This is a genomic window from Luteibacter aegosomaticola (assembly GCF_023078475.1).
Lineage (GTDB): Bacteria > Pseudomonadota > Gammaproteobacteria > Xanthomonadales > Rhodanobacteraceae > Luteibacter > Luteibacter aegosomaticola.
On the sequence record NZ_CP095741.1, the window covers coordinates 4,236,450 to 4,262,971 of the forward strand.

A 26,522-nucleotide genomic window follows, 5' to 3' on the forward strand; every position below is an offset into this window, starting at 1 on the left:
GCCAAGTCGCGATCGAGCCCAGCCGTAGCTTTCCCCAACACCGGCCCACAGACAAACGCGAAACCTACCTCAGTGGGCACTCGCCTTCTGCACCAATGTCTCGATGGCCGTCACCGTCTGCTCCTCGGTGAACTCGCAATGGCCCTCGCCCACCGGATCCAGGACGGTAAGCCACTTGCCGCGCCCTGCCGCCTTGATCTGGCTGGGGTACACCGCATGGAAGCGCTCAGGAATCGTCTGATCAAACGCATTCCACTGCATGACCACCGGTACCTCGACATGGCCCGTCAGGGTGACGTTGTTCCTGGCATAGGTCGCGGCACCGGCCGAGGCGCTGTAGCGATGCACGCTGCGATTGAACGCCGCGTCGTCACCGAAGCCCTTGTACACCTCCTTGCGGTTATCGACGGGCATCCCGCCCGCGCGCTTTTCGATCTCGCGTAGCACCATGTAATACAACGCCAGGGTCGGTAGCGTTTCCACTCGCTCCTCCAGGCGCTTCGCCAGGATCGCGGCTTCCTTAGGATGCGCAGCCACCGCGCTGGCGATAGCGTCGGGCGAGATCATCGGGGGCGACTCAGGCGACGCAAGATCGGGGATGACACCCGGGATCAACGCATCGAAGGCCACGAGCAGCGTCACGACGCCTTCGTCGAGAATCTGTGGCGTGGACACCGTAAGCCCGCAGGTGATCAACGCGCCGGAATAGGTATGCGGATAACGCTCGATGCTCGCGGCGACCTCCATCCCACCCAGCGAGAACCCATAGAGATAGGTATGGGCCGGCTGCTCATACGTTTTGACAAAGTACTGGCGGAGTCGCTCGGTGTCGGCAATGGCATCGCTCACCGCCCAGCCCTGCGAGGCGTATTGGCTCTGGGCTACGGCAAAGCCTTTCTTGAGAAGCCAGGGCGTCGCGTCGGCAGGCGTCATCGGCGTGGAAACAGGCGCACCCACGGGTTGGTAGCCATGCATCAGCACGATGAGATCGCCATTCCAGTGGTCCGGGACATCGATGCGGTAGAGAGCGCCCTGCAACGTGCCTGTGTACGATCCGGGAGCCGGCTTGGCGGCATATACCGGCAAGGAAGCCGTAGCGCTGCACATGGCTACGATTAGCCAGCGTCCCATCACGTTACGCCACGTCTTACAGGCCATCTCATCACTCCGCTGTTGGGGTAAATGTAATAACGCGATTCAACCGGGGGTCCCTGCGCATCATAGCGATCGTCCCCGCAGAACCAAGGACCAGGATCGCCAGCGTGCAGGCGATGATCCGGGCCGTCGGCCAGGTGATGTCGATAAGCAGGAAGAGCGAACCCAGCGTCACGCCCGTACCCACCCACGGTACCCAGCGCAACGCTCGTCGTTGCTCCCAGGTCTCCGGGTCGACGGCCGCCTCGAGGAACACATCGGGATGGAAGCGCAGGCCCCGGCTTGCCAGCTGCTGCAACAGGACCACCCGCAGCACATGGCTATTGCGGAAGCGCAGGCAGCGGAAGACATCGTCCCGCAGCTGCATCGGCATGACGTACTGCGCCAGCGCGCCCTCCCTGGACCGGTACCAGAACCTGAGCGAGGGGTTCAAAGCGTCGGCGCGGCTGGTGTTCGCCACGCCCACGTCGTACGCAAGATCGGGCTGCCGCGCGATGCTGGACCAGGCGACGTAGGTGGGTGCGGCCGTAGCCCACGCGTCGGGCGCCTTACGACCAATGCCGTAAGCAAAGCCGTGCTGGTCGATACGGAACCATGCGCCCACCCGGAGGAAGGCCCTGACCGTGGCGACAAGCATGCCCACGGCCAGGCCGAACGCGATGACGACCAGTGCATCGATGAGGAACGCATCCTTCGGCGCGAAGCGATCGGCGGCGGCCTTCGGCAGGCTGCCCATGAGGATAGCGAAGGCGGCAATCGCGACCATGGCACCCAGACAAAGCAGGCGGGTGCCGGGGAGGTCAGGCACGCCATCGAGCGGGGTGGTAAACGTCGTGGCCTTCGCTGCCGGGATCGTCAACAGCGTCGACGACTCTTCCGTTGCGCCACTGGAGCGCCCCTCGGCAGAGGGTTCCGTGCTGCGTCGGCCTTTCTTCATAAAGCCCGCCCTGGAGACCGATCCAGAGGATGCTCCATGAAGCTCTCGATACAGGGGCGCTGATCGTCATTGAAGTCGAGCTTGTATCGGGAAAGGTCGTCCTGGGTCAGATGAATACCTGCATCGTGCAGGGTTTGCCTGGATACCTGACGTTGCGGCTCGTCCGCGTCCGGACCGTGCCAGCAAGCAAAAATAATATCGTTCTCGTACTCGCCCTTCCTGATGTGGGCGCCGTTCGCGAGGAGCACTTTCAGGGTGTCCGCCTGGCCGGTGGCAATCGCCGCCGAAAGCGCGGTCTCACTCGATCCGCCCGTATTCTCCGAATCGGGGTTCGCACCCTGCGAAAGAAGAAAGCGGACAATGGGGGTCTCGCCGCGCCGTGCGAAGTAGATCAGCGGGCACTCCCGCGTCGTCGCTTCGGTGCACCCCACGATATCAGCGCCATGCGCGACCAGCACGTTGAGCAGCTCACGGGTATCCGGGCTATCGATGTCCCGATACGCCGACTCGTACAGCTCGGTATCTGAAAAGGCGACCGAACCTTTGAAGGAAACGTCGTTAGGCGCACTCTGTGCGAGGACCCAGTTCAACATATCAAGCGTCTCGCGTGCGGGCCGATGGCCGCGCGATCGCAGCACCGTCATGACACGATCCTCCCACTGCCGTCCCACACCTTCGACAACCAGCGGCACGCCATTGGCTCTCATGAAGTCCAGGATATCCGGGCGGTAGTTTACGAGCGCCCACGAGACCGCTTCGTCGTCCAGAACCTCCCGTGACGAGGGCGTCTTTCGCGCTTCCACATAGAGCCGTTTGAAGTCCTCGATACGTCCCTCGTCGAGCGCCCTGTAAGCCACACTCTCCGGCGACTTGTCGGCCTGCCGTTGTGCAAAAGCTTCGTTCAAGGACGGAATGGCAAACGTGAGACCGAGCAGGAGCCACATAGCGACGTGATAACCCGCGAAGCCGAGGCGCTGCTTCACACCATGTGAGCGAGGCACCGTCCCCAAAAGCGCATAAAGCGTCGTTAGCGCCAACGCGAAGCCAAGCACGCAAGCGGCGAGCAGCCACAGCAGCAGCTCAGGGTTTGGCCCCTGTCCATCCGAGGCGCGCGTATCCCAGCTTTGAATCCACAAGCAAAGGATCAACAGCGGTACGAAGAGACTCGCTGGCAGCAGGTAAAGCCAGAAGTTCTTCCGGTTCATTGGCCGACCCATCCGACAAGGAGCAGCGACGCCACGGCCAGGCTGTAAAGCCAGGCGCGGCGCTTGCGGACTGTGCTCCAGGGCTCTGCATACGGTGTTCCGCGATTGAGCACGGCGTACCAGGCGTCGATGGTGGCCGGCACGACCAACAACAGATTGGCCACATTAAAGAACATGGCGTAGAAGCTGGTCAGCAGCCACATGACGAAGGCCATGCCGATATTGCCGATCAGGGTTCCGCCGGTGCGTGGTGTGTTTAAGCCCATCGCAAAAGACGGGAAGAACCACACCACCAGCATGGCCATGAATGCCACGCCGAGGGCGCCGCTGTAGCGCCACGATCGATGCCCACGTGAGCGGCGCCAGAGGCATAGCAACGCGACAACGACGAGCCCCACCACACAGAACAGCCACGCTAAAAGGTAATCATGGCGGACATCGGCGTTCGAGAGGTTCAGGGGCCTCTGGTACGGGTCGACGGAAGCGCTGAGGAAAATGCCGCCCGCGGAGGCCGCCATCACGAGGCTACCGGCGAGCAGGATGGCGAAAAGGCGAAGTGCTGTGGAGAGGCGCGATGACGCCGCAGCGCCCGGTGAGCGCGGAGTGTCAGCGCGTGGATTTACGTCGCTCGCTGCCTTCCGAAAACCCATGCCTTTCCTTCCCTGGATATGTCGACCCCACGTCATCAGGCTCGAAGAGCCAGCCCCGCATCAGTAACGAGTTAATACCACAACATGGGGTGGACAGTCGCATGGTAGGCCCCAGGGCATGATGCAGGGCTCACTTCCCGCCGGTGGCATCCAGGAACGTCCCGGTGACAAACGAAGCCTCAGCGCTCGCCAGCCACAGGATCGCCCGCGCCACCTCTTCCGGCTGTCCACCACGGCCCATCGGAATGGAATCCTTCACGCGATCCACCCTGCCCGGCTCACCACCGCTGGCATGCATATCCGTGTAGATATGCCCCGGGCGTACGCAGTTCACGCGGATGCCTTCGCGGGCGACTTCCTTGGCCAGGCCGGTGGTGAACGTCTCAAGGGCGCCTTTGGAAGAAGCGTAGTCGACGTATTCATTGGGGCTGCCGAGACGCGCCGCTGCCGAAGAGACGTTGATAATCGAACCGCCCTTGCCACCATGGCGCTGCGACATCCGTTTTGCGGCTTGCTGAGCGCAGAGCATCGGGCCAATCGAATTCACTGCGAAGATGCGATGGATACGGTCAACCTCGAGATCCTCAAAACGCGATTGCTTCGCAAGAATGGCCGCGTTGTTTACGAGCACATCGATACGTCCGAATACCTTATCGATCCTGCCGAAGAGCGCTTCTACCTGTATCGAATCCGAGGAGTCGATACGCTCGGCCACACCACGGCGGCCAGCCGCCTCAACATCGGCAACCACTGAAGCCGCTGCTTTCGCGTCGGAAACGAACGTAACGACCACGTCGTAGCCTTGCGCCGCCGCGAGCCGTGCCGTGGCGGCGCCGATGCCGCGACTGCCGCCGGTGATGAGGATGAGGGGGGCTTCTGAGCTATGTGTCATTGAGCGGACCTCCAACGCTATGTTGTGCGGCGGGACACTTCTCCCGCAACTGCGTTATCAAATCGTCGAAGCCGACCAGGTTGCTCCAGATGTTGATCACCTGGTTCGACGCGAGGATTAGCTTGGCTCGCGGGCTTCCCTGCCCACGGATCTCACGGATTGCCTTTACTTCCGCGTATGGAACCGTACGGTGCCCGTACAGCCCCATGCGAAGCACCGTCCCTTCGAGCTTCACCCGGTACACAGTCCAGATGTATGCGCACCCGCTTGCCAAAAGCGCGATGCATGCAGGTGCCCCGGCGTCGGCTGCGCTCCGACTGCCACCGTGCAGCGACCGAATCATGATAGTCGCGGCGACAATGACCATCCCGACCGAAATGGCCACGCAACCGAAGACCAGCGATCGCTCCATGCGAAACATCGATTGGCCGTCGACGTGCCGTGCCCTCTCGCGAGCACCAAGTCCTGACACCAAGGCCAGGACAAGACTCGTAACAGCTGCGACAGGCGCGATGATCACGTTTGAGCCTCTTAAGCTGGACGTTTCGCAAGCCCATCTCGCAACACCAGCCAACTCGCATACCCAAACCACCCAAACATCGGAAGGGTAGTCAGGCGCTGCGTTAGCCCCTTGGTCGCTGCCGGATCAAGCCCCGTCATCAAGGCCCACATGTAAACCAGCACGAGGAACGCGGCGATAAGAGAAACAACGTCCCTACCCTTCCCACGCTCCGCGGCGAAGAACGCCGGGCAAAGAATCACGGAAAGCCCGATGGCGTAGAGCCCATGCAATGGACTGCCCATGGTGAAGATGCCATTCGAGACCATGCTCACGCCGAAAATGACGGCCGTCAGTGCCGTGAACGCATAACGCGAGCCGCCCTGGAGCAGAAGCGCCACGGCAAAGGCCATGATGGAACCGCCCGCGATCACCGCACCCACGCGGCATGACATCGCAATATCTGGCGAAAGAAGCTCCAGCTCGCTCATGTGCTGCTGGATCGACGAATACCCCGGAACGAAAAAGCCCACCAGCATCGGGATAAGCATCCCGAGAAGCGGCAACACCATGGTTGCGCGCAGAATCGCCTTGGTCACGAATCGAACTCCCCTGTTCTATCACGCGTGCGTCGTTCCGCACGCCCGGGGAATCTAACCGACGGGCCCGACAAACGCCAACCACGCCGCAGCAACCTGCCTAGCCACCGCCCGCCCATTAATGCCATCCTCCCCCTCATCCCGCGCAACCGGAACCACCGCGCAAACCAGTAGGGACACAGGGGAATAAGTATGAGCAAGCGAATCCTCGCCACGTTCGTGGCGATGGGCTGTCTCGGAATGGCCTCCATGGCGAGGGCGGAAGACGCCCCTTCCCAGCCACTCGTCTCCGACCCGGCCTACCTCGGCCCTGTCCAGCTGGTCGACATCGGTGGCCGGCGCCTCAACCTGTATTGCCGTGGCACCGGTTCGCCGGCGGTGATCTTCGACTCCGGCCTCAACGACAGCATGCTCGGCTGGGCGCGGGTGCAACCGGAGGTCAGCAAGACGCACACGACCTGCTCCTACGACCGTGCGGGGCTCGGCTTCAGCGATCCTTCCAACCGCCCAAGCACCGCGGCCAATGATGTGGATGACATCCACAAGGCCTTGCAGGTCGCCGGGATCAAACCGCCTTATCTGCTTGTCGGGCATTCCGCGGCCGGCCTGGCCGTGCGGGTGTTCGCCGACCGCCACCGTGATGAAGTGGTGGGCATGGTCATCGTCGATGGTTCGCACGAGGACCAGATACCCAAAGCCAAGGCACGCAGGGCCCTGGAAGCTCTCGCGCTACCCCCGCCGAAACACGAGAAGGAAACGCCCGAGCCCGACTGCGTCGCCGCCGCGAAGTCCGGCTCCATCCCCAAGAGTTCGCCCGCCTACGAGCCCTGCCTCGGCGGTATGTACCCGGGCGTGAGCCAGGCCGTCAGCGACGCAACCTTCGCCGCCATGGCCACCCTCACCTCACAGAAGGCTTACGCCTCGGAGATGGCGAACTTCGTCACGGCAAGCGCCGATGAAGCCCGCGCCACGCGGCATGACTTCGGCGACATGCCCATCATCATGCTCACGCAGGCGCAGCAGCCCGCGCCCAAGGGTCTGCCACAGGCGTTCCAGGATCGGCGCACGATGGAGTGGGAGCAATTCCACAACGAGGTGGCCGCCATGTCGACACATGGCGTGAACTGGATCGTTCCCCGTAGTACGCACATCATCAACTACGACCGGCCCGAGATTGTCGTGGATGCGATCGAACAGGCGCTGGCCCTTGCCGCCTCGCCGGGGCCGACGCCTGTACCGAAGGAAAAGCGGATCAACCCCATCGTGACCGACCCGGTCTATACCGGGCCGGCCCAACTGGTCGATGTGGGTGGTGGGCGGCGGATCAACCTGTATTGCCGCGGTACTGGCTCACCGACGGTCGTGTTCGCCTCGGGGGCGCTTGATACGACGATTGCCTGGGCCCTGGTCCAGCCGGTGATCAGCGAGAAGCACGCCACCTGTTCGTTCGACCGGGCTGGCCTGGGCTTCAGCGATGCGCCCACGCGGCCGGGTACGTCGGCCAATGAGGCTGACGACCTGCATAGGGCGCTGAAAGCGGCGCACATCGCCCCACCCTACGTGCTGGTCGGCCATTCGGCAGCAGGGATGTCCACGCGTATCTTCGCGGATCGCTTCCGGGATGAAGTGGTCGGGCTGGTCATTGTCGATGGGGCGCATGAAGACCAGGCCATCCGTCTCAAGGCCATCGCCACGCCTGAGGCGAAGCTGCACTGGTACGACGAGATCAACGACACCACCTGCGTCGATGCCTTGAAGGATGGTGAGATTCCGAAGACGTCGCCGGTTTACGAGCGGTGTGTCGGTAAAGATGATCCCCGCTTCAGCCCGGCCATCAACGCCGCGCAGCTTGGTTATGCGTCGAAGGCCAAGTATCAGAAGGCGACGCGGTCGGAGATCGCTAATTCCTGGTGGGCCAGTGCTGATGAAGCCCGCGCGACGCGGAAGGATTTTGGGGACATGCCCATCGTGTATCTCACGCATGCGCCGTATAAGCCGGTCGCTGGCGTGACGCAGCTACTGCAGGATCAGCGTACGGCGACGATCGAGCAGATGCACAACGAAGTGGCTGCGATGTCGACGCATGGGATTAACGAGATCGTGCCGCGGGCGGGGCATATCATTAACTATGATCGGCCTGAAATTGTGATTGATGCTATCAATCAGGTGCTAAGGATGGAGGAAGGCCATGCCCAAAGATAACGCGACAGAACTGAGTAAGTTCATGAGCTACGTGCTTCGGCATAGCCCCGAAAGCATTGGGATCGTGCTGGATAGCGAAGGCTGGGTCTCGATCAGCAGCCTTATCGAAGCTGCCGTGCTTTCTGGCCGCGCATTCACTGAAGAGGCTATCAGGCAAGTTGTTGAAACGAGTGAGAAGAAGCGCTTCACCATTTCTGACGATGGTCTGCGCATCCGAGCCGCCCAGGGTCACACGACAACGTCTGTCGCCATCGAACACGTCGAGAAGGTGCCGCCTGCCGAGCTATTCCATGGCACCGCCACCCGCTTCCTTTCGTCGATTCGTGAACGCGGGTTAGTGCCCGGCCAGCGCCACCACGTACACCTGACCGTCGACCGCGAAATCGCCAGGCAAACGGGATCGCGGCACGGCGAACCCGTGGTTCTCGTCGTTCAGGCCGCAAGCATGAGTCAACAGGGGCACCGCTTCTACATCGCCGATAACGGTGTTTGGCTGGTCGACGCCGTTCCGCCAGACTTCCTGTCCTAGAGCGTTCAACTCAAGGCAGCGGGTAGCTCTTCGCCCACCAGGACATCGGACGCCAGGATGTGGAATTCGATGTTCTCATACAGGAACTGGACGTTGAAATGCCTCACGTCAGTCGGGGCATAGTGAAATGCGGCTCGCTGTTTTTCCAGAAAACGCTGTACGAAATCCGACACCACGTATTCCGATACGTGACCCAGCTCGATCAGATTCTCCGCAGCGATCGACTCAAACATCCAGCCGCCCGGGAATGATTGCTTAAGAAACATCCTGGCGCGTACAAAGATCAAGTCGATCTTCATGATCCTTAGATCGTCGTCAACCTCCTTCTCGTAGAGAACGCTTAGACGGAGGTCCGCCCCCTCCATCGCGGCACGCACTTCCGACTCCCCGTATCCAGGCAGCCAGTCGTATAGGTTGATGATCGATCGAGGTTGACCTACTTTCATGGCTCTTCCGTCCTTTGACGGGCTATCGCACTTGAACGCTGCTATGGCAGCGAACGTCGGTCATTCGCAATCAAGTTAGCCATGATTGTGAACAGATAGTCGCCCTTCCGACGATCCAACGTCGCGGATACCAGGGTCAACGGACATAGCTGCGTCTGCTGACCAGCCACTTCCTTGAGTTGCGGCAGGCCGAAGAAGACATTCTTCTCGTCGATGTTGTTGATGAACCACTTCCCGCCAAGCTGACGACGGAGTGTCTCACCTAGGTATCGCGCAGCGCCGTCCATGTAAGCCGCGTGCTCCATGGCTCGCGCTGCTTCTGGAGACGAGTAACGGGCGAGCAGCATGGCCTCGAGCCGAATCAACGATTCATGACTCTTGTCCAGCGACTCGCGATCATTCAAGTCCGCGCCATCTCTGAACCGCTGGATCGCGTCGTGCATGTCCATAAGCCAGTATTGGAACTGGTCGTCTTTGTTATCTACCACGTCATCGCGTCCTTTTGTCACGCACTTCATCGCGAAAAACTGCAAGCTCGCGCCGCCAGGCCTCACCACCTCGAAGGTCCCTGCAAAGGACACGGAAGATCTCCTCCAGCCCCAAAGCGGGCTCTTCTATAGCAGCGAGTAGTGGAATCTTTCCGTCGGAGGATCATCCTTGTCGTAGTCGACAACATCGATACTCGCCGCGGGCGTAACTCATTCTCGATCCGCCCCTCTGATCTGGCCGTCGTTTAGCGCGATTTAGGAACGAATCGCCAGCGGCCATCGACCCTTTCGACACCCACCTCGACCTTCTCAATCCTGTTCTGCGTGTCGTCCCTGCTAACGAAGATCTCCAGCTGCTGCTTCGATTGCCCTGATGCCAAGGTCATCGCGAACTCGACCACTTCCGCCATATCCACACCCAGGTACCTCGCCGCATGCCTGACGAGCACCATGCACCGGAAGTTCTCGCGATAATCGACTTCAAAACCCTCGATCACATTCAGCACGACCGCGATTTGAATCCATCGCCGGTCACCATCGTTCATGGCCTCTTCTGCCATACGTCCACTGGCGTGAAGAAGCTTCTTTCTGATCGAGCTACCTAGCTTCGTCGAGACAAGCTGCCTGTCCGGCACCGAAAGGTCCGAATAGAGCTTAGCGATCGCCATCGCATCCGACAGAAGAGTCCGCTGAACGGGGCGAAATCGTGATCCGTCAGGCACGAGTCTCGCGATAGCATCGTCTACTTCGCGCCTCCGTTCCTCGCCCGAATTAGTCGCTGTCATTAATCATCCAATAGATACGCCAACGCATCTATAGCAGCGAGTAGTGGAATTTGTCCGGCCACCGAGCAGCCTTGTCGTACTCGACGACGCGATCCAACGTCCTCACGATCGCGTGGAAGTCCTCGCGGAGCACCTCTCTTGAACGATCGGAATCCCTCCACTCAATCGAGAAAGGGCGCTCGACGCTAGCGCTTAAGAGATCCCAAAGTGCGTCGACGTTCCTTCCGTAAGAGTGAAGATCAAGCGCGTCCGCCAACTGCCGGTAAAAGTCAGATGCAGAGGCAATCTTCGACCCATCGATGACCAGATTCATAACTAACGAAGATCCTCCCTATCCACCGAGTGTCGTCTCATCGCAGCAGCCGCTCCCGAAGAGCTACCGCGTACCAATACACCGTCCTGCGCCTCCTCGACCAGACAACCCTCGTCATCCTGGAAGGAATGAAATCCCATCTCAGACTGTTCCGGCCAGGTATCGTCGACAAGAGAGAAGGCCTCGAGCTCGACGATAACCCCGTCCCTGCCTATCCAGAGTACGAAGCTCGCCAGTCCAGGCGTTGGAAGCTCCCGAATGGCGTTAACGGTCGGCGGATAGGATCTGACTGGAAGGCCATCCTCTCCGCGCGGAATAACAACAGTATCGACGACTCCCGAGCTTGTGAAGTGAGTCGTTACTCCGCAGGCATAGACATCCCTACGAGCGACCAGGAGATGCGGAAGCTGCATTCTCAATGTCTGCCGCCAAGACTCCTCTCCCCTCAGAGCAAGGCGCATGACTTTCAGTTCGAAGTCAGATGGACCGATCATCTAAACCACAGCTCCTTCGACAGCCTGTCGCAGATTAGCGCCAGACAAGCATTACTTGACGCTGCCTCTGGAGGTCCGATGAAATCTCGTAGATTGCCAATCCGATATCCAAGTCCGACTCAGGTACATAGTTGAATAGTTGCCCGGTAAGAATTGGATCTGACGGCACGTCATACGTGATCTCAGCGAAAGCTTCCTCATCATTAGCAATAGAAAACACACATTGACGCTCACCGCGGGCGTAACAGACTCTCGACCTGCCCCTCTGAAGCGCCACCAACGTGGTATCGACTCGAACAAATATCTGAGAATCATTCACGAAGATAGCGACAAAATGACCGTCAACAACGTCATACATACCGTTGACCTTGGCTGAAACATCCGATCGAAACTCGTCAACCACACGGTCATCAACCGAGGCAAGGCGGCGGTGGAGAACTGCCTCCTTGCGCGACCTCAGAACTATTGACATATCCACCCCTGCAAATCCGTCATCTTTCCGTTGCTCCCGCGTGCGAAATCTCGCATATGCAGACGGTGTGATCTTGACTAAGCGCGGCCCGGCGAATCTACGGCGCCATCATCGTCTCGTCCGCAAGGCATCCAGAACTTCCCGCATCACTTCCTTGTCCTCCGGGCGCCTTTCGATATATGGCACAGCAATCGCCTCCACGTACGTCAGGAACACATCTCGCGAAGCGAAGAAATCCGGATGTGACATCCAAAATTCGCCTGGATTCACCGAGGCATGGAATTCTGCCTCCGCCGGCCAACCCTCTCTCTTATCGCTATTGGCCTTATCGATTCGGTCAATGAACCAATCCGGGTCACCTGCCACGCCGAATGAATCGCCATCAGCCGTCACAAGCCGGTGTAGATCCTCGGTCCTGTGAGCATCCAGTAGCTCGATAAGACAAAACCGAAGAGCCTCGTCGAACGCGGATTTCGGACCGAATTCGTCGAATGCATCAAGCAGAAATTTCATCGCCATCATTTATTCAAGCACCGGCCTAGTGCCCCAAGGCACCACAGTATTCCCGTGTACAGCGCACCTACGATGGCACCGAACATAGCCCAGAAAGCAACGCGGCGCGGCGCGTAGTCCAACCAGAATGACGACGTAGCTAGGCTATGCCAATCCTTAGGGAAGATTGGCGCATCCATCAATACCCAGAACACCAGCCCGTAGGCGGCTCCGCCAATGAGATATCGCCATCTCGTTACGAGGAAACGATCGACGGCGAAGAGGAGCGGAATACCAATGATGGCTGATACGACAACGCCGATCAGGAAGAAGTAGGCAAGCCCCACCCATTCTCTCGGCTCTGCGTTCGCACTGATCAGAACGGGTATCCATATGAGCGACGCGGCTATGCCTCCCGTTATCAGCAAGACGACAATCCGCTGGACCCGCGATGTAGCAGGCAAGCCTTTCGCTGACAGAAACCTCATGTTCTTTACTGCTCCAAACCGTCCTGGTCATGGCACGCGGGAACCCCTCACGGGTGGCCGCGGCCGGTCTTCAATAATGCATAATCGGCCGGAGTCGTAAGAACTTTAGGTTAGCGTCTGGGTGGCGGTGGAGCCGGCAAAGGAACTAGGAGAGCGGCCTATCCGAGCCGCGCCCTCAAGAACGCCCAAGTCCGGTCATTAGCCAGCTTGGCCGCGGCCGCATCGTAATGCGCACCGCCATGGCGAGAGAACGCGTGGTGGCAGCCTGCATAGGTATGGATCTCGACGTTCGGCTTGCCCGCTAACGCCTCCTTGATCTGCGTCTGGGCCTCCGTGCTGATGAACTCGTCGGCACCCGCCAGATGCATCAGGAAAGGTGCGTTGACTGAGTCCGCTTCATCGAGGTACTTCTCGGTATCACCACCGTGAAAAGCCACGGCGGCATCCACCTCGCTGCGCGCCGCGGTGAGGAATGTCATCAGACCACCGAGACAGTAGCCCATCACGGCGACACGACCAGTAGACCGAGGCAGCTCCCGTGCCGCCGCTACAGTCGCTGCGACATCGGAGACGCCCGCGTTGCGGTCATAGGCCATATAGAGCGCAAGCCCCTTCTTCCAGTCCGCCTCTGACGTAACGCTCAGATCGACCCCGGGCTCCTGCCGCCAGAAGAGATCCGGCGCGATGGCAATGAAGCCCTGCGCAGCCAGAGCCTGGCAGGTCTGCCGGATATCGTCGTTGACCCCGAAAACTTCGTGCAGGACGACTACCGCCGGGGCTTTATCTACATCCGGGTAAGCCACGTAGGCGGCAAAGTCACCTGCGTCGGTCTTGATGGTCATTTCATTTTTCACGATCCAATACTCATGAGAGGGGAACCTGGGGACCATCACCTTCCTATATCTGGTCGGCTTGTTGGAAATGCCCGGAATTTGCACGAGCGGCGCATGCACAACCTGTGCCCAACGAACCCGCGGTGACGCAATAACCTGAGCAACCTCCCCGAGGCGTCAGTTCCCAACGCGAAGTTGCCTCTTGACCGGCCTTCCCGCCTAAAGCGGATTCGGCCAGCTGCCGCTATGACCAATGAAGCATCACGCAGCAGCAACGCCATGGACATTCAAACGATTCGACGTCACAACCTCGGCCACGTCCTTAGCGCCTTTGAGATGGCAGGAATCTCATGCGCCCCTGAGCAGGCGTACGCCCTTGCCAACATTGTCACGCCCCACAAGCTCGTCAAGATGCTTCTGGCCAGCCACATCGACACGTTGGTGGCGCGCGGAGTTGAATGCGCCACTGGCCTCCCGAAGGGATGGATGGACGAAATTCATCTGGTGCCGGACTTTGTTCCCATACGCGAGAACTACCGGTTGAGTTCCACTGCCCAGCCTTCCGAATGGCCGGCACCGATGACGGAAAGCAAGGACGCCATGGAAACCCATCTCGCCTGCGAGAGCGCGATGTGGGAATCACGAATGCCGGGCGGCGTCCTGTCGGACAAGGGAATGCCTTCGCAGGACTCGCGACAAACACCGCCGCCTGCATAAGCAGGATGACGCACAACGGACGGCACCCCCGGCGAACCCCGCCGAGGGTGCCACGACCAACTAACCCAACTCAGGCGTTGGTACCACCATCCACCGTCAGGTTAGTACCGGTGATGTAACCGGCTTCCGGGCCGGCGACGAAGGCCACCAGTGCGGCGACATCATCGACATGGCCATAGCGCTTCAGGGCGGTGTTCGCGATCTGCGGCGCGGCCCACTCGTCGTTCGCCGGGTTCAGGTCGGTGCCGATCGGGCCGGGCTGCACGTTGTTGACCGTGATGCCACGCGGGCCGAGCTCGCGGGAGAGGCCCTGGGTGAACATCTTCACCGCGCCCTTGGTCGCTGCGTACGCTGCGAGTCCGGGCGTGCCCATCCGCTCGCCGACACACGAGCCGATGTTGATGACACGGCCGCCATCGGGGATGTGCTTCAGCGCAGCCTGCGTCGCGATGAACACGCCGCGCAGGTTGATGTCGACCACGCGATCCATCTCCTCGAGGGTAGCGTCGACAAACGGCTTCGGAATGGCGGTGCCTGCGTTGTTCACCAGGATATCGAGGCCACCGAAGGTGCTGACGGTCTTCTCGATAGCCGCCGCAACGGCCTGAGGATCGGCGGCATCCGCCTGGATGGCGATGGCCTTGCCGCCGGCCTGCTCGATCGCCTTGACGACCTGTGCAGCCGCTTCGACGCCCCGGGTGTAGGTGATGGCGATGTTCGCCCCATCGGCCGCCAGGCGGCGGGCGATGCCCGCACCGATGCCACGGGAGGCGCCTGTGACGAACGCGGTCTTGTTGCTGAGGTTGCTCATGGGATGCTCCAAAGGTAGGGGGTAGCTGGGAATGGCGAGAAGTTACGCCTTGACTTCCCGCCTGAAAAAGACTTCTTTGGTACCCCGGCCATGCCTCGGAAGCATCCCCCATGGAACTTCGCCACCTCCGGTACTTCATCGCTGTCGCGGAGGAAGGCAGCCTTACCGTCGCCGCCGAGCAACGGCTACATACCTCGCAACCCTCCCTCAGCCGGCAGCTGCGTGATCTTGAATACGAGGTCGGCGCCACGCTCCTGACACGCACCACGCGGGGCGTCGAACTCACACCCGCCGGCAAGGCTTTCCTGGACCACGCACGCCTCGCGATCAGCCAGGCGAAGGAAGCGGTCGAAGCGGCGCGCCGTGCCGTACGCCCGGCGCGTGAGACGTTCTCTGTTGGCTTTCTCACGGGTCAGGAAGCCGACTGGCTTCCCAACGTCACGCGCGTGCTCCGCGATCACCTCCCGTCGATCGAGTTCAAGGTGGTCAGCCTCTACTCGCCCGATGTCGGTGATGCCTTGCAGAGTGGCGAGATCGACCTCGGCTTCTCGCGCATCGAGCCGCGCCCGGATGTTACTTACCGCGTCATCGCCAAAGAACCCCTCGTCGCGATACTGCCGAGCAGCCACCCGCTGGCGACGAATAAAGAGGTCGATCCCCGTGACCTCACGGGCGAGACGTTCATTGGCTTCTCGGATATCCCGCACGTACTGCGCGATGTCGTCGACGCGTATCTGCGCAAGCGCCATGTGCACCTGACGCCGAGCCACCATATCGATAACTTCGCGGTCGGCATCTCGCTGGTTGCTTCGACGGGCGGTGTCGCGTTATTACCCGCCTATGTGGAACCGCTCCTGCCATGGTCGGTGGTAAGCCGCCCGCTCGTGGGTGATGCACCAACCATCGACCTTGCCGTCGGCTATCGGGAAGACAACCCGTCGCCCGTGCTGAAGAGCTTCCTGGCGTGTATCGATCAGGTTAAGGCTGCGGGGCCTGCGGGGCAGCGGTCTGGGAGTGCGGTGCCTTTGAAGGCGGCTCGGCGGAAGAAGTAGGAACGCCTCAAGGGGTTTCTCCACCCTCGCACGCCGTCATAACGCCGAACTGCAACGCTTCTCACCTCATAGGCTAGATCAGCGCTCACAACGCGCGCTATCTGTCTTAAATAGAGGCTACGCACATGGACCACGGCGACACCGTCCTAACCATCCTAAAAATTGCCCGAGAGTGCATTTCGATCGTGGCAGAGCTCGTTCGCATGGGAGGCACTTTCCGGGGCGCGCCACATAAAAGCACTAACGAGTGCAGCGCGCTCGTGAGCCTCATCTCGCCACCGGGCTCTCAATAGCCCGCCTCAACAGGGACAACCCCGCCTTGCAGACACCCACGAGCACGTCGGCCTCTTCCTGCGACCACGCAGGAACGTAGTGCTCGCCCGGCGGCGTCATGGTCGGGAGGTTGTTACCCCAGAAAATCTTGTCGTAGACGGCATTGGCGCCGCGCGGCTCGAGCAGCTTGCAAGAGAACGTGGCCGCGATATCGACGAAAAGGTTCCACGCATTGAGCATCATGATGCAGTCGATCGCTTCCGCATCTCGCTGCGCGGTCCACGCGGCCACGGCATCCAAGTCATAAGACACGGTGAAATCGAGCGGCCAGCTAATGCCCTCCGTCGCCCCGAACGCAAGCAACTCGGCTTCACTGGCAAACGTCACCATCTCACCCGAAGCGCCAACGACCACGCCGTCCGGCTCGTCGGCGTACCACAAGAAATGCCGGTCATGACCATCGAGGCGGAAGGTGCAGGCAGTGTATTCACGTTCCATCGAAATCCCTCTCAACCGCGCCATGCTCCAACGTTCGCGCGATGCACGAAGAACAGATTGCTTCCGACTTCGTGAACAAAACACGCGCCTGATCTGCTAGGTTTCTCTCGTCACCAGCGCAACCACGAAGCTACGGCGCTGGTGACCACCGCACTCTTGCGGTGAGAGTCGCGAGCCAGAGGTGTTAGAGCACCCCTGACCCGCTAACCACAAGCAACTGTCTAGAGGTTGATTATGGCTACCCCCGATCATACGGCACTCCCTCGCCCTCCGAATCCCCTTGGTGGCACCTCGCCGTTACACGGACCGCCTGCCTGATCTGCAGGCACGGTTGACGAACCGCGGCGCGGTCCGTTTTTGAGGTAATTCTTGATCGGATGAGGCAGGCATCACGCCTGGTGCACCTCAACGCCGGCCCTTTGCCGCATCCACTTCGTCAACCAAGCCATCCGTCACCCGGACACGGGTGGCCGGCGAACCCGCGAGCCTATGGTCCGTGGGCGATCCACGACTGAAGGGGCAACACGCATGACTACCGACGAACAACCATCGAGCGTCCACGATCTTCTGAACGACGCCACGCAATGGCTTCAATATGCCCGTGGTGTCACGGCCACCCTGGCCGACCTGATTCACGAGGCTGACGGCGTCGATTGCAGGCAGCTTTCGCTGACGCTGGAGGCTATCGCCGCCATGACGTCGCATGGGACAAGGCAATTGGGTGAGGCCAGAGCCCAGATGAGTTGGGAGGCGGCGATGGAAAACGTGCCTGTCCGGAGCTAATCGGATGGCCAAAAGGAGCGAGACGAAGACTGGGCCTGCCGCCTCCATCCGCCCGCTCACCACGCAACTCACAAAATCGGCAACAACCCCGCCGGCGCGGCCGGGGCCCCACATCGTCAACCCGCCCCCAACATGGCACGATGCAGACGTCGACCATGCAGGGGAGCAGGGACATGGCATCGGTGATGCGCTACGCAGGCTATGGGGCCTCGCTTCTTGCGGTTCCGCTCATCGCGACCGCGGTGCCGGCGATCGCGGGCCACGACCTCCCCGAGCTGCCGTACTACCTCATGCTGGTAGCGGCAGCCCTCGCCAGCGTGATCGCCCTGGCACTCATGAGGTCGCCGGCTTACGACCGGCGCATGATGCTTTGCCTCGCACTTGGCCTCGGCTGCTGGGCCGCAGGCATGGCGAATGGCATTGCCAATTCCGGTACCGACGAGAACGCGATCATCGACTACGTCATCTTTGTCGCCTACGGCTTACCCCTTTTGTATGCCGCCGTGGCAAACCCCGATGAGCCGACCACGACATCACGACGCATCATCGATGCCATCCTTCTCGTACTGCTAGTGCTTCTCTGCTACCTGGGTGTCGAGAATCTCCAGGATGGTCACGGGCTGCTTCGTGCCGAGTATGTGGGTTCGGTGGCCACGGCTTTCGATGTCGAGAACATCTTCCTTTTCGTCGTCTTCCTCATCCGAACGCTGGCCTGTGAGAACGACCGCGACTATCGGTTCTTTCGCATCACGACCCTCTTCCTTGGCGTGTATGCGATCGCCGCAGCGCTCCATAATCACGACAGTCTCTATCCTTCCGCCATTGTTCTTCAGCGCCTGACCGACTCGCTTCCCGCTATCGCCTTTGTGCTTCTGGCGAGCCTCTTACTCGCAGAACGCCACCCCGGCCCCGTCCGCAGACCTCACTATCGCTGGGCGCGCATGGTCGTCGCAGGTTACGCGCCAGGCGTTTTGCTTTCGGCCATCTTCGCGTTGAGCATCGGCATCCGGCAGGCCGAGAGCACGGTCGGCAATATCGCTCTCGCCCTGGCCATGCTGATCTACGTCATTCGCGTGGCGCAGACCCAATTTTTTGGTTCGTGGCTGCCCGCGACAGCCTCAAGGAGGCGCTATCGGCCGTCGAGCGCATGGCGCTCCTGGACGAACTCACCGGCGTGCCGAACCGCCGTGCGTTCGATCGGGCCCTCGCCGCCCGAATGGGCGACGCCCAGCGAGAGGGCCGGCCACTCAGCACGCTGATGATCGATATCGATCTGTTCAAGACGTTCAACGACACGCTGGGCCACCCCGAGGGCGATGTCGCGCTAACCGCGGTCGCCCGCCTTCTGGCCGGCGCCCTGCGTCGTCCCGCTGACTTCATTGCCAGGTACGGCGGCGAGGAGTTTGTCGTTCTTCTACCCAACACGCCCGGGGAAGGTGCGGAGGTGGTCGCACGCCGCATGACGCGAGCCGTACACGACGCCGCCCTTGCCTTTGAGCATGGGATCGACCGCCGGGTCACCGTGAGCATTGGCATGGCATCGGCCGTCACATCGACGGGAGCCGACCTCCTCCGCCAGGCGGACCTCGCCCTCTACCTCGCTAAACGCGCCGGACGAAACGGTTACGCGTCTTTTGTGGATGATGGTGCGGCACATGCCCAGATGCAGGTCGGAACGACGTAGCTTCCAGATGCGCGTGCTGAATGCCACCTGGAGCGCGTTGATGCACGCAGGGCCTTGATACGGCACGAGGTGCCGGGCAACGCTTCAGACCTAGTAAGCACCGTAGCACTTCCACCCCTCAGTATTGGCCCTATACACGCACTGGTTTGTCCCGGTACCGGTATAGGAGAACGAGAGCTCATAGCCATTGGCGACCTGTCGATACGCAAACGGCGTTGCCTTTTTATCCGGCATGGTAGCTGCCAGCCTGTCTCCGGCAATGAACGTTGGGACTAGCATATCCAACGAAGCTGGATAGACGGCATTCGCCTGGTGGTATGCCTCGAGCGCCTTGATCACCGGTGCAGCAGCCGCGTAGCCGCTCTTTGCCTTGGCACCCTCTCCAGGCGCGGCACAGGCGGACAACAAGGCGAACCCAGCTAAAAGAAGGACATTTTTCGCAGCATTCATTGATTGCACTCGTACGAAGTGGCCGATTGAACCTAGTCAGCTAGTAGCAAGGGTCACGATCTTCGTCAGAAGCGGGCTAGATAGCTCGACGTATTCCAGCTGGCGTAAGGCAAAGTCTGCGACCACTTCGATGGGTAACCTATCCGAGTGCCCGGGAACATGCACGAGGCCGTGGTAGATCACGCCCCAATCGACAAGCCCTTCGGCTTCAAGCCTTGCGTAAGCCGCATCGATCATGACGATGATCGCCCTGCCGTTGCCCTCACCTTCTTAGCCGGCACCGCCATCGCCTCAACCGCAGCAAACGCCTGCTGAAACCGCTCATCCAACGAGACCGCCGGATCTTTAAACCACTCCCCCAAAGCATGCGCAGCAATAGCCATGCCCGTAGCCGCGGCCAAGCCCGCAAGCGAACCATCAACGCCTCTCGCACGCAAAGCTTCCGCCATCGTCTGCGTCACCGCCGCCGTCTTCGTCAGCTGACGCTCGCGCAACGCCGGTGTCTGTGCGATCACCGTCTGCGCTGGCTCGGACAGCGGGCGGTTTTCTTCGAACAACGGAACGATGGCCTGGAATGCGCTGAGCACGACCCGGAGGGGGCCGAGGTTGTCTGGGGCGTTAGCGATCGCTTCGCCGAGTTGCGCGTGTAAGTCGGCTTCATCGAAGAGCACGTCGCGCTTGTCCGGGAAGTGGCGGAAGAAGGTGCGCTCGGTGACGCCGGCACGGGCGGCGATCTCCGCCGCCGTCGTGGCATCGAATCCCTTTTCCAGGAAGAGCTCCACGGCTACTTCCTGCATGTGTCGCCGCGCCTTGTCTCGATCTCTGGCCATGCCTGGTGCTCGCTATTGTCAGTTACTGACATTAAGGATATGGTGTCAGTCACTGACTTTATCCGATCACCCCGCCTGGAGCACCCCATGACCGATGCAACGATGCGTTCGCTTCGCTTCCACGCGCACGGCGAGCCTGCCGATGTCCTGAGCCTCGACCAGGTGTCCGTCCCCACGCCGGGCCCCGGCCACGTGGCGGTCCGGGTCCACGCCTGTGGCTTGAACCCCGCCGACTGGGCGCTTTGCCGGGGGCTGCCTTCCCGCGAATTGCCCTGTGGCGTTGGCCTGGATGTCTCGGGGACGGTCGTCGCACTCGGCGAAGGCGTCGTCGGTGTAGCCGTGGGCGATGCCGTGTTCGGGCCGGCTGAATTCAGGGCCTACCCGACGGCGGGGGCCGCTGATGTCGCCATCCTCTACCACTGGAATGCCCTACCCACCGGGCTCTCGCATACCGATGCCTCCGCCCTGCCCATGGCGGTAGAGACCGCCGCGCGATACCTCACCTGGTCAGGTGCCAAAGCGGGACAGACCCTGCTCGTGAATGGCGCCGGCGCGATGGTTGGCTACGCACTCGTCCAGATGGCGCTGCTCCAGGGCATCCGGGTGATCGCCACGGCCGGAAACACGTTCGCCGATCGCCTGCGTGCGCTGGGAGCTACCGTGGTCGCGCATGGTGTAGGCATGAAGGAGCGCGTTCGAGCGGTTGGCAGCACACCACCGGATGTCGTCGTCGATGTCGCGCCAGTGAATCTTCAACCCGGGACGGTGGGCGTACTGCCTGAGCTCGTCGAGATCGCTGGCGGTGATGCCTCACGGGTGATCACCGCCGCCGACTTCGAAGGCGCAGCCAAAGCTGGTGTACGCACCGGAGCCGAGAACGTCCAGGCAGACGGTGGCTTTCGGCTTCGCTGGGATGTGTTGGGGCATTACGCCGAGCTCGCCGCTGTGGGGCGTTTTCACATTCCTGTGGCGCGTACGTTCGCGCTTGAGGATTGGCGGGAGGCTTTGGAGATTAGTCTTGCTGGGAAGGCCCGGGGGAAGCTGGTGCTTTTGCCGGGGAGTCGTTGATCGAGCGACCACGACCGAACAGGCCGGATCTCTACGATTCTTTCCCCAAGTACCACTGTTCGGTTTGGAACTCTTCCGGAATCTCGTCAACGCCAGGATCGATCCCTAGATCCTCAAGTCGCGCAAACCATTCACTACGAAGACTTGCCGGCAGTTTGTCGCCACTCCACGGACAAAACGAGATAACGACGTTACTCGTACCCCCGTCGAGTACCCGAATACCGTATTCCCGGTACTTTGGAATAAACGTGACCGGAGAGTCTTCGTCTTCGCAAGCAGCTCTCAGTGCTTCACAACAATGTGTCGGCTGGCTCATATGACGATCAACAGACGTGGTGATCAGGGTTGGCACACCGCATAAGCAAAAAAATTACGCCCCAGAATCCTACGAAGCCGACCACTCCAATAATGCCGAGCCACATAAGGGTGATCAGCACGCTATCGATCGGATGCCTCTTTTGGCGCGTAGTCGCTGGCTCTTCGGCAGCCACGTTCTCAGAGGGCAACGGTGGCGGCACCGGCCCGATTGGATCTTCCATATTCCCCCCCTTGTAGGGAGTGGTTATACGGGCAGCTCTCGCCGCTGTCCATTGGCTATGTGCTTTCGAAACAGATCCACCACACTCTGGGGCGCACCCTCCCCGAAGAACTGCTCAAGGTTGCCAGCCGCGCGGCGTGCTGATGTCTCGCTCCTCGCGAAGAGCGCCTGCTCATAAACGCCAAGCGCCTTTTCCACATCATGCGGTGAATCCAGCAGTGCCTTGGCGAGCTCAGCCCCATCAAGCATGGCAAGGTTGGCCCCCTCCCCTGCAAACGGCGACATCAGGTGCGCAGCATCGCCAAGCAACGTGATGCCGGGCACACGCGCCCAGGTGTGTTCTGGCGGCAAGGCATGGATCGGACGAATGACCGGATCGGTATCGCCGCCAGTGACGAGATCCACGATCTCAGGTGCCCAGCCATCGAACATCTGCGCCAGCCGTGCGAGCCCTGCCCTTCGGTCGCTGAAGTCGAGCTCGGCGATGAAGGCTTCAGGTGCATTGATGGCGACATACACATGGACGCTGCCGTCCTGATTGCGATGCGCCAGCACGCCCTTGCCTGGCGCGACCGCCATCAGCGTGCCTTGGCCTATGAGGTCAACGCTACGGCTGTAACGCGCATCACCAGCGGCGAGATGGCGCTCGATGAAGCAGGTGCCTGTGTAGGAAGGAACCGCGGTCGAGACGCTCGGCCTTACCCTGGACCATGCACCGTCAGCGCCTAAGACCAGGTTGCCTTCCACGACGGCGCCATTCGTAAACGACGCGGTGATGGCGTTGTCCGGCCCCCGCTCGAGAGAGCGAAGCTTATGGCCCCACCGAACCATCCCGACCGGCAACGAATCAAGGAGCATCCGGCGAAGCTCACCCCGGTCGACTTCAGGACGCGCGGCACTTGATCCACCGGGGTGGTCAAAGAGAATCGTCCCCTGACTATCGGTAACCCGCTTCGCATCCTCACCAGGCCGGACAAGGCGCAGGAAACGCTCTGTCAGCCCTGCAGCGTGAAGAGCGACCTGGCCCGTACCTTCGTGAATATCGAGCAAGCCGCCCTGGCCACGTACGCTGGGCGAAGCCTCCGCCTCATAAACGACAGGCGTCACACCATGCCGATGAAGCACACGCGCAAGGACAAGGCCGCCAAGACCGGCACCAACAATGATCGGGTTTTGCATGAAAAGCGCTCCTCAGAAAGACGCCGGCCCCAAGGGCAGACGGGACACCGGGATGGTGTCCAGAGACGCTGGCCGAGCTACGAGGACCGTGGCTGGCTTGTGCGCGCCTGGGCGGTAAGAGGACCGGCAGGCGTTTTTCGCGACGGGGTGATGCTAATTGGCGACTATCCGCTGGTCAAATCGGCACGCGGACGTGTATTCACGTTCCATGAAGTCCCTCTCAAGCGCGGCGAGCCCATCTAGGCAAGGTCCTGCAGCGCATCCATCGCGCGGTTGTACGGCCCGACGTCACCGCTTGCCGCTTGTAGCAACAACGCACCCTGTAGGCGCGCAACCCAATCCTGGGCAAAGTCGTGAGCGTGCGCTGGTGCCTGGCCGCTTTCGATAGCAAGTTTCTCGATCGCTTCGATCCAGTGATCAAAGGCCAGCTGCAGGTCTTGCCGCGCCGCACCGCCGATGGATGAGGTCGCCATGCGACCCAGCAGGCACGCGGAACGACCGCCGCCGTAAATCTGATCCAGCGTCGCAATGATCTTCCTCACACGCGTCTTGAGGCTACCCGCGGCGTTGGCGATGCCAAGGATCTCGGTATCGATGATCGTCCGCGCGCGCTCAAGCACCGCCTGCGCCATCTGCTCTTTCCCGTCCGGGAAGTAGTGGTAAAGGCTCGAGCGCCCCAGCCCGGTCGCTTTGGAAAGATCCGAAAGCGACGCGCCCTCGAACCCCTGCTCGCGGAAAACCGCAAAAAGGCTGTCGAGCACGGCAGGTGACGGGGCTTGGGCGGGACGCATGACTGATCCTTGGATGTATCGTTCGGTACAAATTTAGGATATGGCGCCAAGTAGCGAAAAACAACGCTTGACAAAGCACAAATCGCCTCATTACTGTACCGATCGTTCGGTGCACGAACTAAGACTTTGTCCGCCATCCGCCTAGCCCACGAGGATTTGCCATGTCCGTCCAGACCACCCACCGCCACGTCACCGTCACCGACCCGGCTTCCGGCTCGGCCCTGAACCTCTTCTACCGTGAGGCGGGACCCGCCCATGCCCCGGCCGTGCTCCTGCTGCACGGCTTTCCGAGCTCGAGCCACCAGTACCGCCGCCTGATCGAGCGCCTGGCGACCAAATACCGTGTGGTCGCCCCCGACCTGCCCGGGTTCGGGTTCTCCGATGCACCCGCCCCCGCAGCCTTCGGCTACACCTTCGATCACCTGGCCCAGGTCACGGAAGCGTTCGCCGACGCCGTGGGGCTGGGGCGCTACGCCCTGTACCTGTTCGATTACGGCGCACCGGTCGGCTTCCGTGTCGCCACGCAGCGCCCGGAGCGGGTTACCGCGCTGATCTCCCAGAATGGCAACGCTTATGAGGAAGGCCTGAGCGATGGGTGGCAGCCCATCCGCGCGTACTGGAAGGAGCCCACGCAGGCAAACCGCGACGCACTACGCGGCTTCCTGCAGGCGGGCACCACGCAATTCCAGTACATGCACGGCGAGGCCGACACGTCGCTGATCGCGCCGGAAAGCTACACGCTGGATCAGTACTTCCTGGACCGGCCGGGCAACGACGAGATTCAGCTCGACCTGCTGGGTGATTACCAATCCAACCTCGCGGCGTACCCGGCGTTCCACGAGTACTTCCGTACGCACCAGCCGCCGACCCTGGCTGTGTGGGGCAAGAACGATCCCTTCTTCCTGCCCGCCGGTGCCGAGGCTTTCCGCCGTGACCTGCCCGCCGCGGAAATCCGCTTCGTCGATGGCGGCCACTTCCCTCTCGAATCGCATGCCGATGAGGTCGCCGATATCGTCGTGCCGTTCCTGGCACGCCATATCGATACCGAGCACGGCGCTGCCCTGTTTGGTGCTCTCGACGCGACGTCGGCGCCTGCTGAAGCGAATGCCCACTTCGACACGATGCGTCAGGTCTTTGGCTTCGTGCCGAACCTTGGCTACGCGCTGGCCGCCGATCCGGCCGTGTTGGGTGCGTATCTCGGCTGGCTGCAGGCCCTGGGATCCAGCTCGCTTAGTCCGGTAGCACAGCAAGTCGCCATGGCCGCTGCGAGCCACGCCAACGGCGCGGCCTATGGTGTTGCCGTGCACGCGACGCTGGCAGGCGCCGTCGGCGCACCCGCGGTTATCACCCAGGCACTGCGCGATGGCGTAGCCCTTCAGGATCCGGCCCTTGAGGCAGTGCGCCGTTTTGCTACGGCGATCGTCAGCAAGCGGACGCAGGTATCCGATGCCGATATCGCCGACCTGAAAGCGGCCGGTTACGACCGGGCGGCCGCGGTGGCCATCGCCATGGCCGTGGCTGGCAAGACCCTCGTTAATACGGTGGCGCATTTGGCGCAGACCGAGATCGATGCCGGGTTCCAGGCATGAACCCGGCCGTGAACACCCAGATTGCGATCGTGACGGGAGCGAGCAAGGGCATTGGCAAGGCGACCGCCGTGCGGCTGGCACGTGACTTCGCCGGTGTGGTCGTGGTGGCACGGGGCGTCGACGCGCTCCGTGCCACCACGGCAGAGATCGAAGCGGTGGGCGCCTCCGCGCTCGCCGTTGCCGCCGATCTGCGGGAGCCTCACGCTGCGCACGACGTGGTCAGGGAGACCCTGGAGCGCTTTGGGCGCATCGATGCCCTGGTCAACATCGCGGGCGCGGTGCCGCAAACGGATCTCTTCGCCATGAGCGATGCGGAATGGGATGACGGCATGGCCCTGAAATTCCATGGTGCCCGGCGTCTCACGCTAGCGGCATGGGAGAGTTTGCGCGAGAGCAAGGGCGCCGTCGTCATGACGTCCGGCGCGAGTGCGCTAACGCCCAAGCCTGCGTTTGCCGCGGTCGGTGCGATTAACGCCGCCATTACCGCACTCGCCAAAGCATTCTCGGAACGAGGGATCGATGATGGCGTCCAGGTGAATAGCGTTCTACCGGGCCCCGTCATGACAGACCGACGCCAGGCCATGTTGGCGCGCTACGCCACGGCACACGCCATTAGCGCTGATGACGCCATGGCGGTATTCGCCAGTGAGGCGCATATCGCGCGCTACGGTAAGCCTGGTGAAATCGCCGAGCTCATCGCTTTTCTTGTGTCGCCTGCGGCGCGCTGGCTTACCGGTGCGGCTGTGCGTATGGATGGGGGTGAGTCCAAGGCCATTTGAT

30 protein-coding genes are annotated in these 26,522 nt (G+C 61.3%); 10 read left to right on the forward strand and 20 right to left on the reverse strand.

The window, feature by feature from the left end:
- Positions 1-69: 69 nt before the first annotated feature.
- The 6 genes from L2Y96_RS19020 to L2Y96_RS19045 form a co-directional block, all read right to left on the reverse strand.
- Entirely contained in the window at positions 70-1,158 is a 1,089-nt protein-coding gene (locus tag L2Y96_RS19020; protein WP_247329350.1) for a hypothetical protein, read from the reverse strand.
- Between the two features lie 4 nt (positions 1,159-1,162).
- Positions 1,163-2,092 (reverse strand): hypothetical protein, encoded by a 930-nt coding sequence (locus L2Y96_RS19025; protein WP_247329352.1) that lies wholly within the window; start codon positions 2,090-2,092, stop codon positions 1,163-1,165.
- The gene (locus L2Y96_RS19030) at positions 2,089-3,297 is read right to left on the reverse strand and encodes an ankyrin repeat domain-containing protein (RefSeq protein WP_247329354.1); all 1,209 of its coding nucleotides are present in this window, start codon (positions 3,295-3,297) and stop codon (positions 2,089-2,091) included. Before L2Y96_RS19030 ends, L2Y96_RS19025 begins: the two co-directional genes overlap by 4 nt.
- On the reverse strand, positions 3,294-3,815 hold the full coding sequence (locus L2Y96_RS19035; RefSeq protein ID WP_247329356.1) for a hypothetical protein: 522 nt from the start codon (positions 3,813-3,815) through the stop codon (positions 3,294-3,296). Before L2Y96_RS19035 ends, L2Y96_RS19030 begins: the two co-directional genes overlap by 4 nt.
- Before the next feature lie 262 nt (positions 3,816-4,077).
- Positions 4,078-4,839: an SDR family oxidoreductase gene (locus tag L2Y96_RS19040; RefSeq protein WP_247329358.1), complete on the reverse strand. Its 762-nt coding sequence runs from the start codon at positions 4,837-4,839 to the stop codon at positions 4,078-4,080.
- A gap of 531 nt (positions 4,840-5,370) precedes the next feature.
- Positions 5,371-5,937, reverse strand: coding sequence for a DUF998 domain-containing protein (locus L2Y96_RS19045; protein ID WP_247329360.1), 567 nt, complete (start codon positions 5,935-5,937; stop codon positions 5,371-5,373).
- 192 nt (positions 5,938-6,129) lie between these two features.
- On the opposite strand from L2Y96_RS19045, the gene L2Y96_RS19050 reads away from it, so the two are divergent.
- Together L2Y96_RS19050 and L2Y96_RS19055 are read left to right on the forward strand one after the other, a co-directional pair.
- A complete protein-coding gene (locus tag L2Y96_RS19050) occupies positions 6,130-8,139 on the forward strand; it encodes an alpha/beta fold hydrolase (RefSeq protein WP_247329361.1) in 2,010 nt (669 codons plus the stop codon).
- Positions 8,126-8,668 carry an RNA 2'-phosphotransferase gene (locus tag L2Y96_RS19055; RefSeq protein WP_247329363.1) on the forward strand — a complete coding sequence of 181 codons (543 nt, stop codon included), beginning with the start codon at positions 8,126-8,128 and terminating at the stop codon, positions 8,666-8,668. Before L2Y96_RS19050 ends, L2Y96_RS19055 begins: the two co-directional genes overlap by 14 nt.
- Positions 8,669-8,673: 5 nt before the next feature.
- Here the strand turns inward: L2Y96_RS19055 and L2Y96_RS19060 are convergent, their stop codons facing one another.
- The 7 genes from L2Y96_RS19060 to L2Y96_RS19090 form a co-directional block, all read right to left on the reverse strand.
- Positions 8,674-9,114 (reverse strand): hypothetical protein, encoded by a 441-nt coding sequence (locus tag L2Y96_RS19060; RefSeq protein ID WP_247329365.1) that lies wholly within the window; start codon positions 9,112-9,114, stop codon positions 8,674-8,676.
- Positions 9,115-9,155: 41 nt separating this feature from the next.
- Positions 9,156-9,695, reverse strand: a complete 540-nt coding sequence (locus tag L2Y96_RS19065; RefSeq protein WP_247329367.1) for a hypothetical protein — start codon at positions 9,693-9,695, stop codon at positions 9,156-9,158.
- Positions 9,696-9,847: 152 nt separating this feature from the next.
- Entirely contained in the window at positions 9,848-10,270 is a 423-nt protein-coding gene (locus L2Y96_RS19070) for a hypothetical protein (protein ID WP_247329370.1), read from the reverse strand.
- A 145-nt stretch (positions 10,271-10,415) separates the two neighbouring features.
- On the reverse strand, positions 10,416-10,700 hold the full coding sequence (locus tag L2Y96_RS19075; RefSeq protein ID WP_247329373.1) for a barstar family protein: 285 nt from the start codon (positions 10,698-10,700) through the stop codon (positions 10,416-10,418).
- A gap of 2 nt (positions 10,701-10,702) precedes the next feature.
- Positions 10,703-11,194 carry a hypothetical protein gene (locus L2Y96_RS19080; protein ID WP_247329376.1) on the reverse strand — a complete coding sequence of 164 codons (492 nt, stop codon included), beginning with the start codon at positions 11,192-11,194 and terminating at the stop codon, positions 10,703-10,705.
- 580 nt (positions 11,195-11,774) lie between these two features.
- Positions 11,775-12,188: a hypothetical protein gene (locus L2Y96_RS19085; RefSeq protein ID WP_247329379.1), complete on the reverse strand. Its 414-nt coding sequence runs from the start codon at positions 12,186-12,188 to the stop codon at positions 11,775-11,777.
- A 616-nt stretch (positions 12,189-12,804) separates the two neighbouring features.
- Entirely contained in the window at positions 12,805-13,488 is a 684-nt protein-coding gene (locus L2Y96_RS19090; RefSeq protein ID WP_247329382.1) for a dienelactone hydrolase family protein, read from the reverse strand.
- 237 nt (positions 13,489-13,725) lie between these two features.
- Between L2Y96_RS19090 and L2Y96_RS19095 the strand changes: the two genes are divergently transcribed.
- On the forward strand, positions 13,726-14,196 hold the full coding sequence (locus L2Y96_RS19095) for a hypothetical protein (protein ID WP_247329384.1): 471 nt from the start codon (positions 13,726-13,728) through the stop codon (positions 14,194-14,196).
- A 70-nt stretch (positions 14,197-14,266) separates the two neighbouring features.
- Here L2Y96_RS19095 and L2Y96_RS19100 read toward each other — a convergent pair whose 3' ends face one another.
- Positions 14,267-15,007, reverse strand: coding sequence for a 3-oxoacyl-ACP reductase family protein (locus L2Y96_RS19100; protein ID WP_247329388.1), 741 nt, complete (start codon positions 15,005-15,007; stop codon positions 14,267-14,269).
- 110 nt (positions 15,008-15,117) lie between these two features.
- On the opposite strand from L2Y96_RS19100, the gene L2Y96_RS19105 reads away from it, so the two are divergent.
- Positions 15,118-16,059: a LysR family transcriptional regulator gene (locus L2Y96_RS19105; protein ID WP_247329391.1), complete on the forward strand. Its 942-nt coding sequence runs from the start codon at positions 15,118-15,120 to the stop codon at positions 16,057-16,059.
- A gap of 267 nt (positions 16,060-16,326) precedes the next feature.
- On the opposite strand, the gene L2Y96_RS19110 is transcribed toward L2Y96_RS19105, so the two are convergent.
- The gene (locus tag L2Y96_RS19110) at positions 16,327-16,830 is read right to left on the reverse strand and encodes a hypothetical protein (protein WP_247329393.1); all 504 of its coding nucleotides are present in this window, start codon (positions 16,828-16,830) and stop codon (positions 16,327-16,329) included.
- Between the two features lie 528 nt (positions 16,831-17,358).
- Between L2Y96_RS19110 and L2Y96_RS19115 the strand changes: the two genes are divergently transcribed.
- From L2Y96_RS19115 to L2Y96_RS19125, 3 genes are all read left to right on the forward strand, one after another.
- Entirely contained in the window at positions 17,359-17,613 is a 255-nt protein-coding gene (locus tag L2Y96_RS19115) for a hypothetical protein (RefSeq protein WP_247329395.1), read from the forward strand.
- Positions 17,614-17,786: 173 nt separating this feature from the next.
- Complete coding sequence (locus L2Y96_RS19120; RefSeq protein WP_247329398.1) at positions 17,787-18,872, forward strand: hypothetical protein; 1,086 nt, start codon at positions 17,787-17,789, stop codon at positions 18,870-18,872.
- A complete protein-coding gene (locus L2Y96_RS19125) occupies positions 18,761-19,297 on the forward strand; it encodes a GGDEF domain-containing protein (RefSeq protein ID WP_247329401.1) in 537 nt (178 codons plus the stop codon). The genes L2Y96_RS19120 and L2Y96_RS19125 overlap by 112 nt, the downstream gene beginning before the upstream one ends.
- Before the next feature lie 90 nt (positions 19,298-19,387).
- Here L2Y96_RS19125 and L2Y96_RS19130 read toward each other — a convergent pair whose 3' ends face one another.
- Together L2Y96_RS19130 and L2Y96_RS19135 are read right to left on the reverse strand one after the other, a co-directional pair.
- Entirely contained in the window at positions 19,388-19,747 is a 360-nt protein-coding gene (locus L2Y96_RS19130) for a hypothetical protein (RefSeq protein WP_247329403.1), read from the reverse strand.
- A gap of 233 nt (positions 19,748-19,980) precedes the next feature.
- On the reverse strand, positions 19,981-20,544 hold the full coding sequence (locus L2Y96_RS19135; protein ID WP_247329406.1) for a TetR/AcrR family transcriptional regulator: 564 nt from the start codon (positions 20,542-20,544) through the stop codon (positions 19,981-19,983).
- A gap of 120 nt (positions 20,545-20,664) precedes the next feature.
- Between L2Y96_RS19135 and L2Y96_RS19140 the strand changes: the two genes are divergently transcribed.
- Positions 20,665-21,645 carry an alcohol dehydrogenase catalytic domain-containing protein gene (locus tag L2Y96_RS19140; protein WP_247329409.1) on the forward strand — a complete coding sequence of 327 codons (981 nt, stop codon included), beginning with the start codon at positions 20,665-20,667 and terminating at the stop codon, positions 21,643-21,645.
- Positions 21,646-21,676: 31 nt separating this feature from the next.
- Here L2Y96_RS19140 and L2Y96_RS23100 read toward each other — a convergent pair whose 3' ends face one another.
- The 3 genes from L2Y96_RS23100 to L2Y96_RS19150 form a co-directional block, all read right to left on the reverse strand.
- Positions 21,677-21,961 carry a DUF6980 family protein gene (locus L2Y96_RS23100; RefSeq protein ID WP_425492630.1) on the reverse strand — a complete coding sequence of 95 codons (285 nt, stop codon included), beginning with the start codon at positions 21,959-21,961 and terminating at the stop codon, positions 21,677-21,679.
- Positions 21,962-22,207: 246 nt separating this feature from the next.
- Positions 22,208-23,362 carry an FAD-dependent oxidoreductase gene (locus L2Y96_RS19145; protein WP_247329411.1) on the reverse strand — a complete coding sequence of 385 codons (1,155 nt, stop codon included), beginning with the start codon at positions 23,360-23,362 and terminating at the stop codon, positions 22,208-22,210.
- Between the two features lie 239 nt (positions 23,363-23,601).
- Positions 23,602-24,153: a TetR/AcrR family transcriptional regulator gene (locus L2Y96_RS19150; protein WP_247329414.1), complete on the reverse strand. Its 552-nt coding sequence runs from the start codon at positions 24,151-24,153 to the stop codon at positions 23,602-23,604.
- Between the two features lie 161 nt (positions 24,154-24,314).
- Between L2Y96_RS19150 and L2Y96_RS19155 the strand changes: the two genes are divergently transcribed.
- Positions 24,315-25,742: an alpha/beta fold hydrolase gene (locus tag L2Y96_RS19155; RefSeq protein WP_247329416.1), complete on the forward strand. Its 1,428-nt coding sequence runs from the start codon at positions 24,315-24,317 to the stop codon at positions 25,740-25,742.
- An 8-nt stretch (positions 25,743-25,750) separates the two neighbouring features.
- Complete coding sequence (locus tag L2Y96_RS19160) at positions 25,751-26,521, forward strand: SDR family oxidoreductase (RefSeq protein WP_247329419.1); 771 nt, start codon at positions 25,751-25,753, stop codon at positions 26,519-26,521.
- Position 26,522 lies beyond the last annotated feature (1 nt).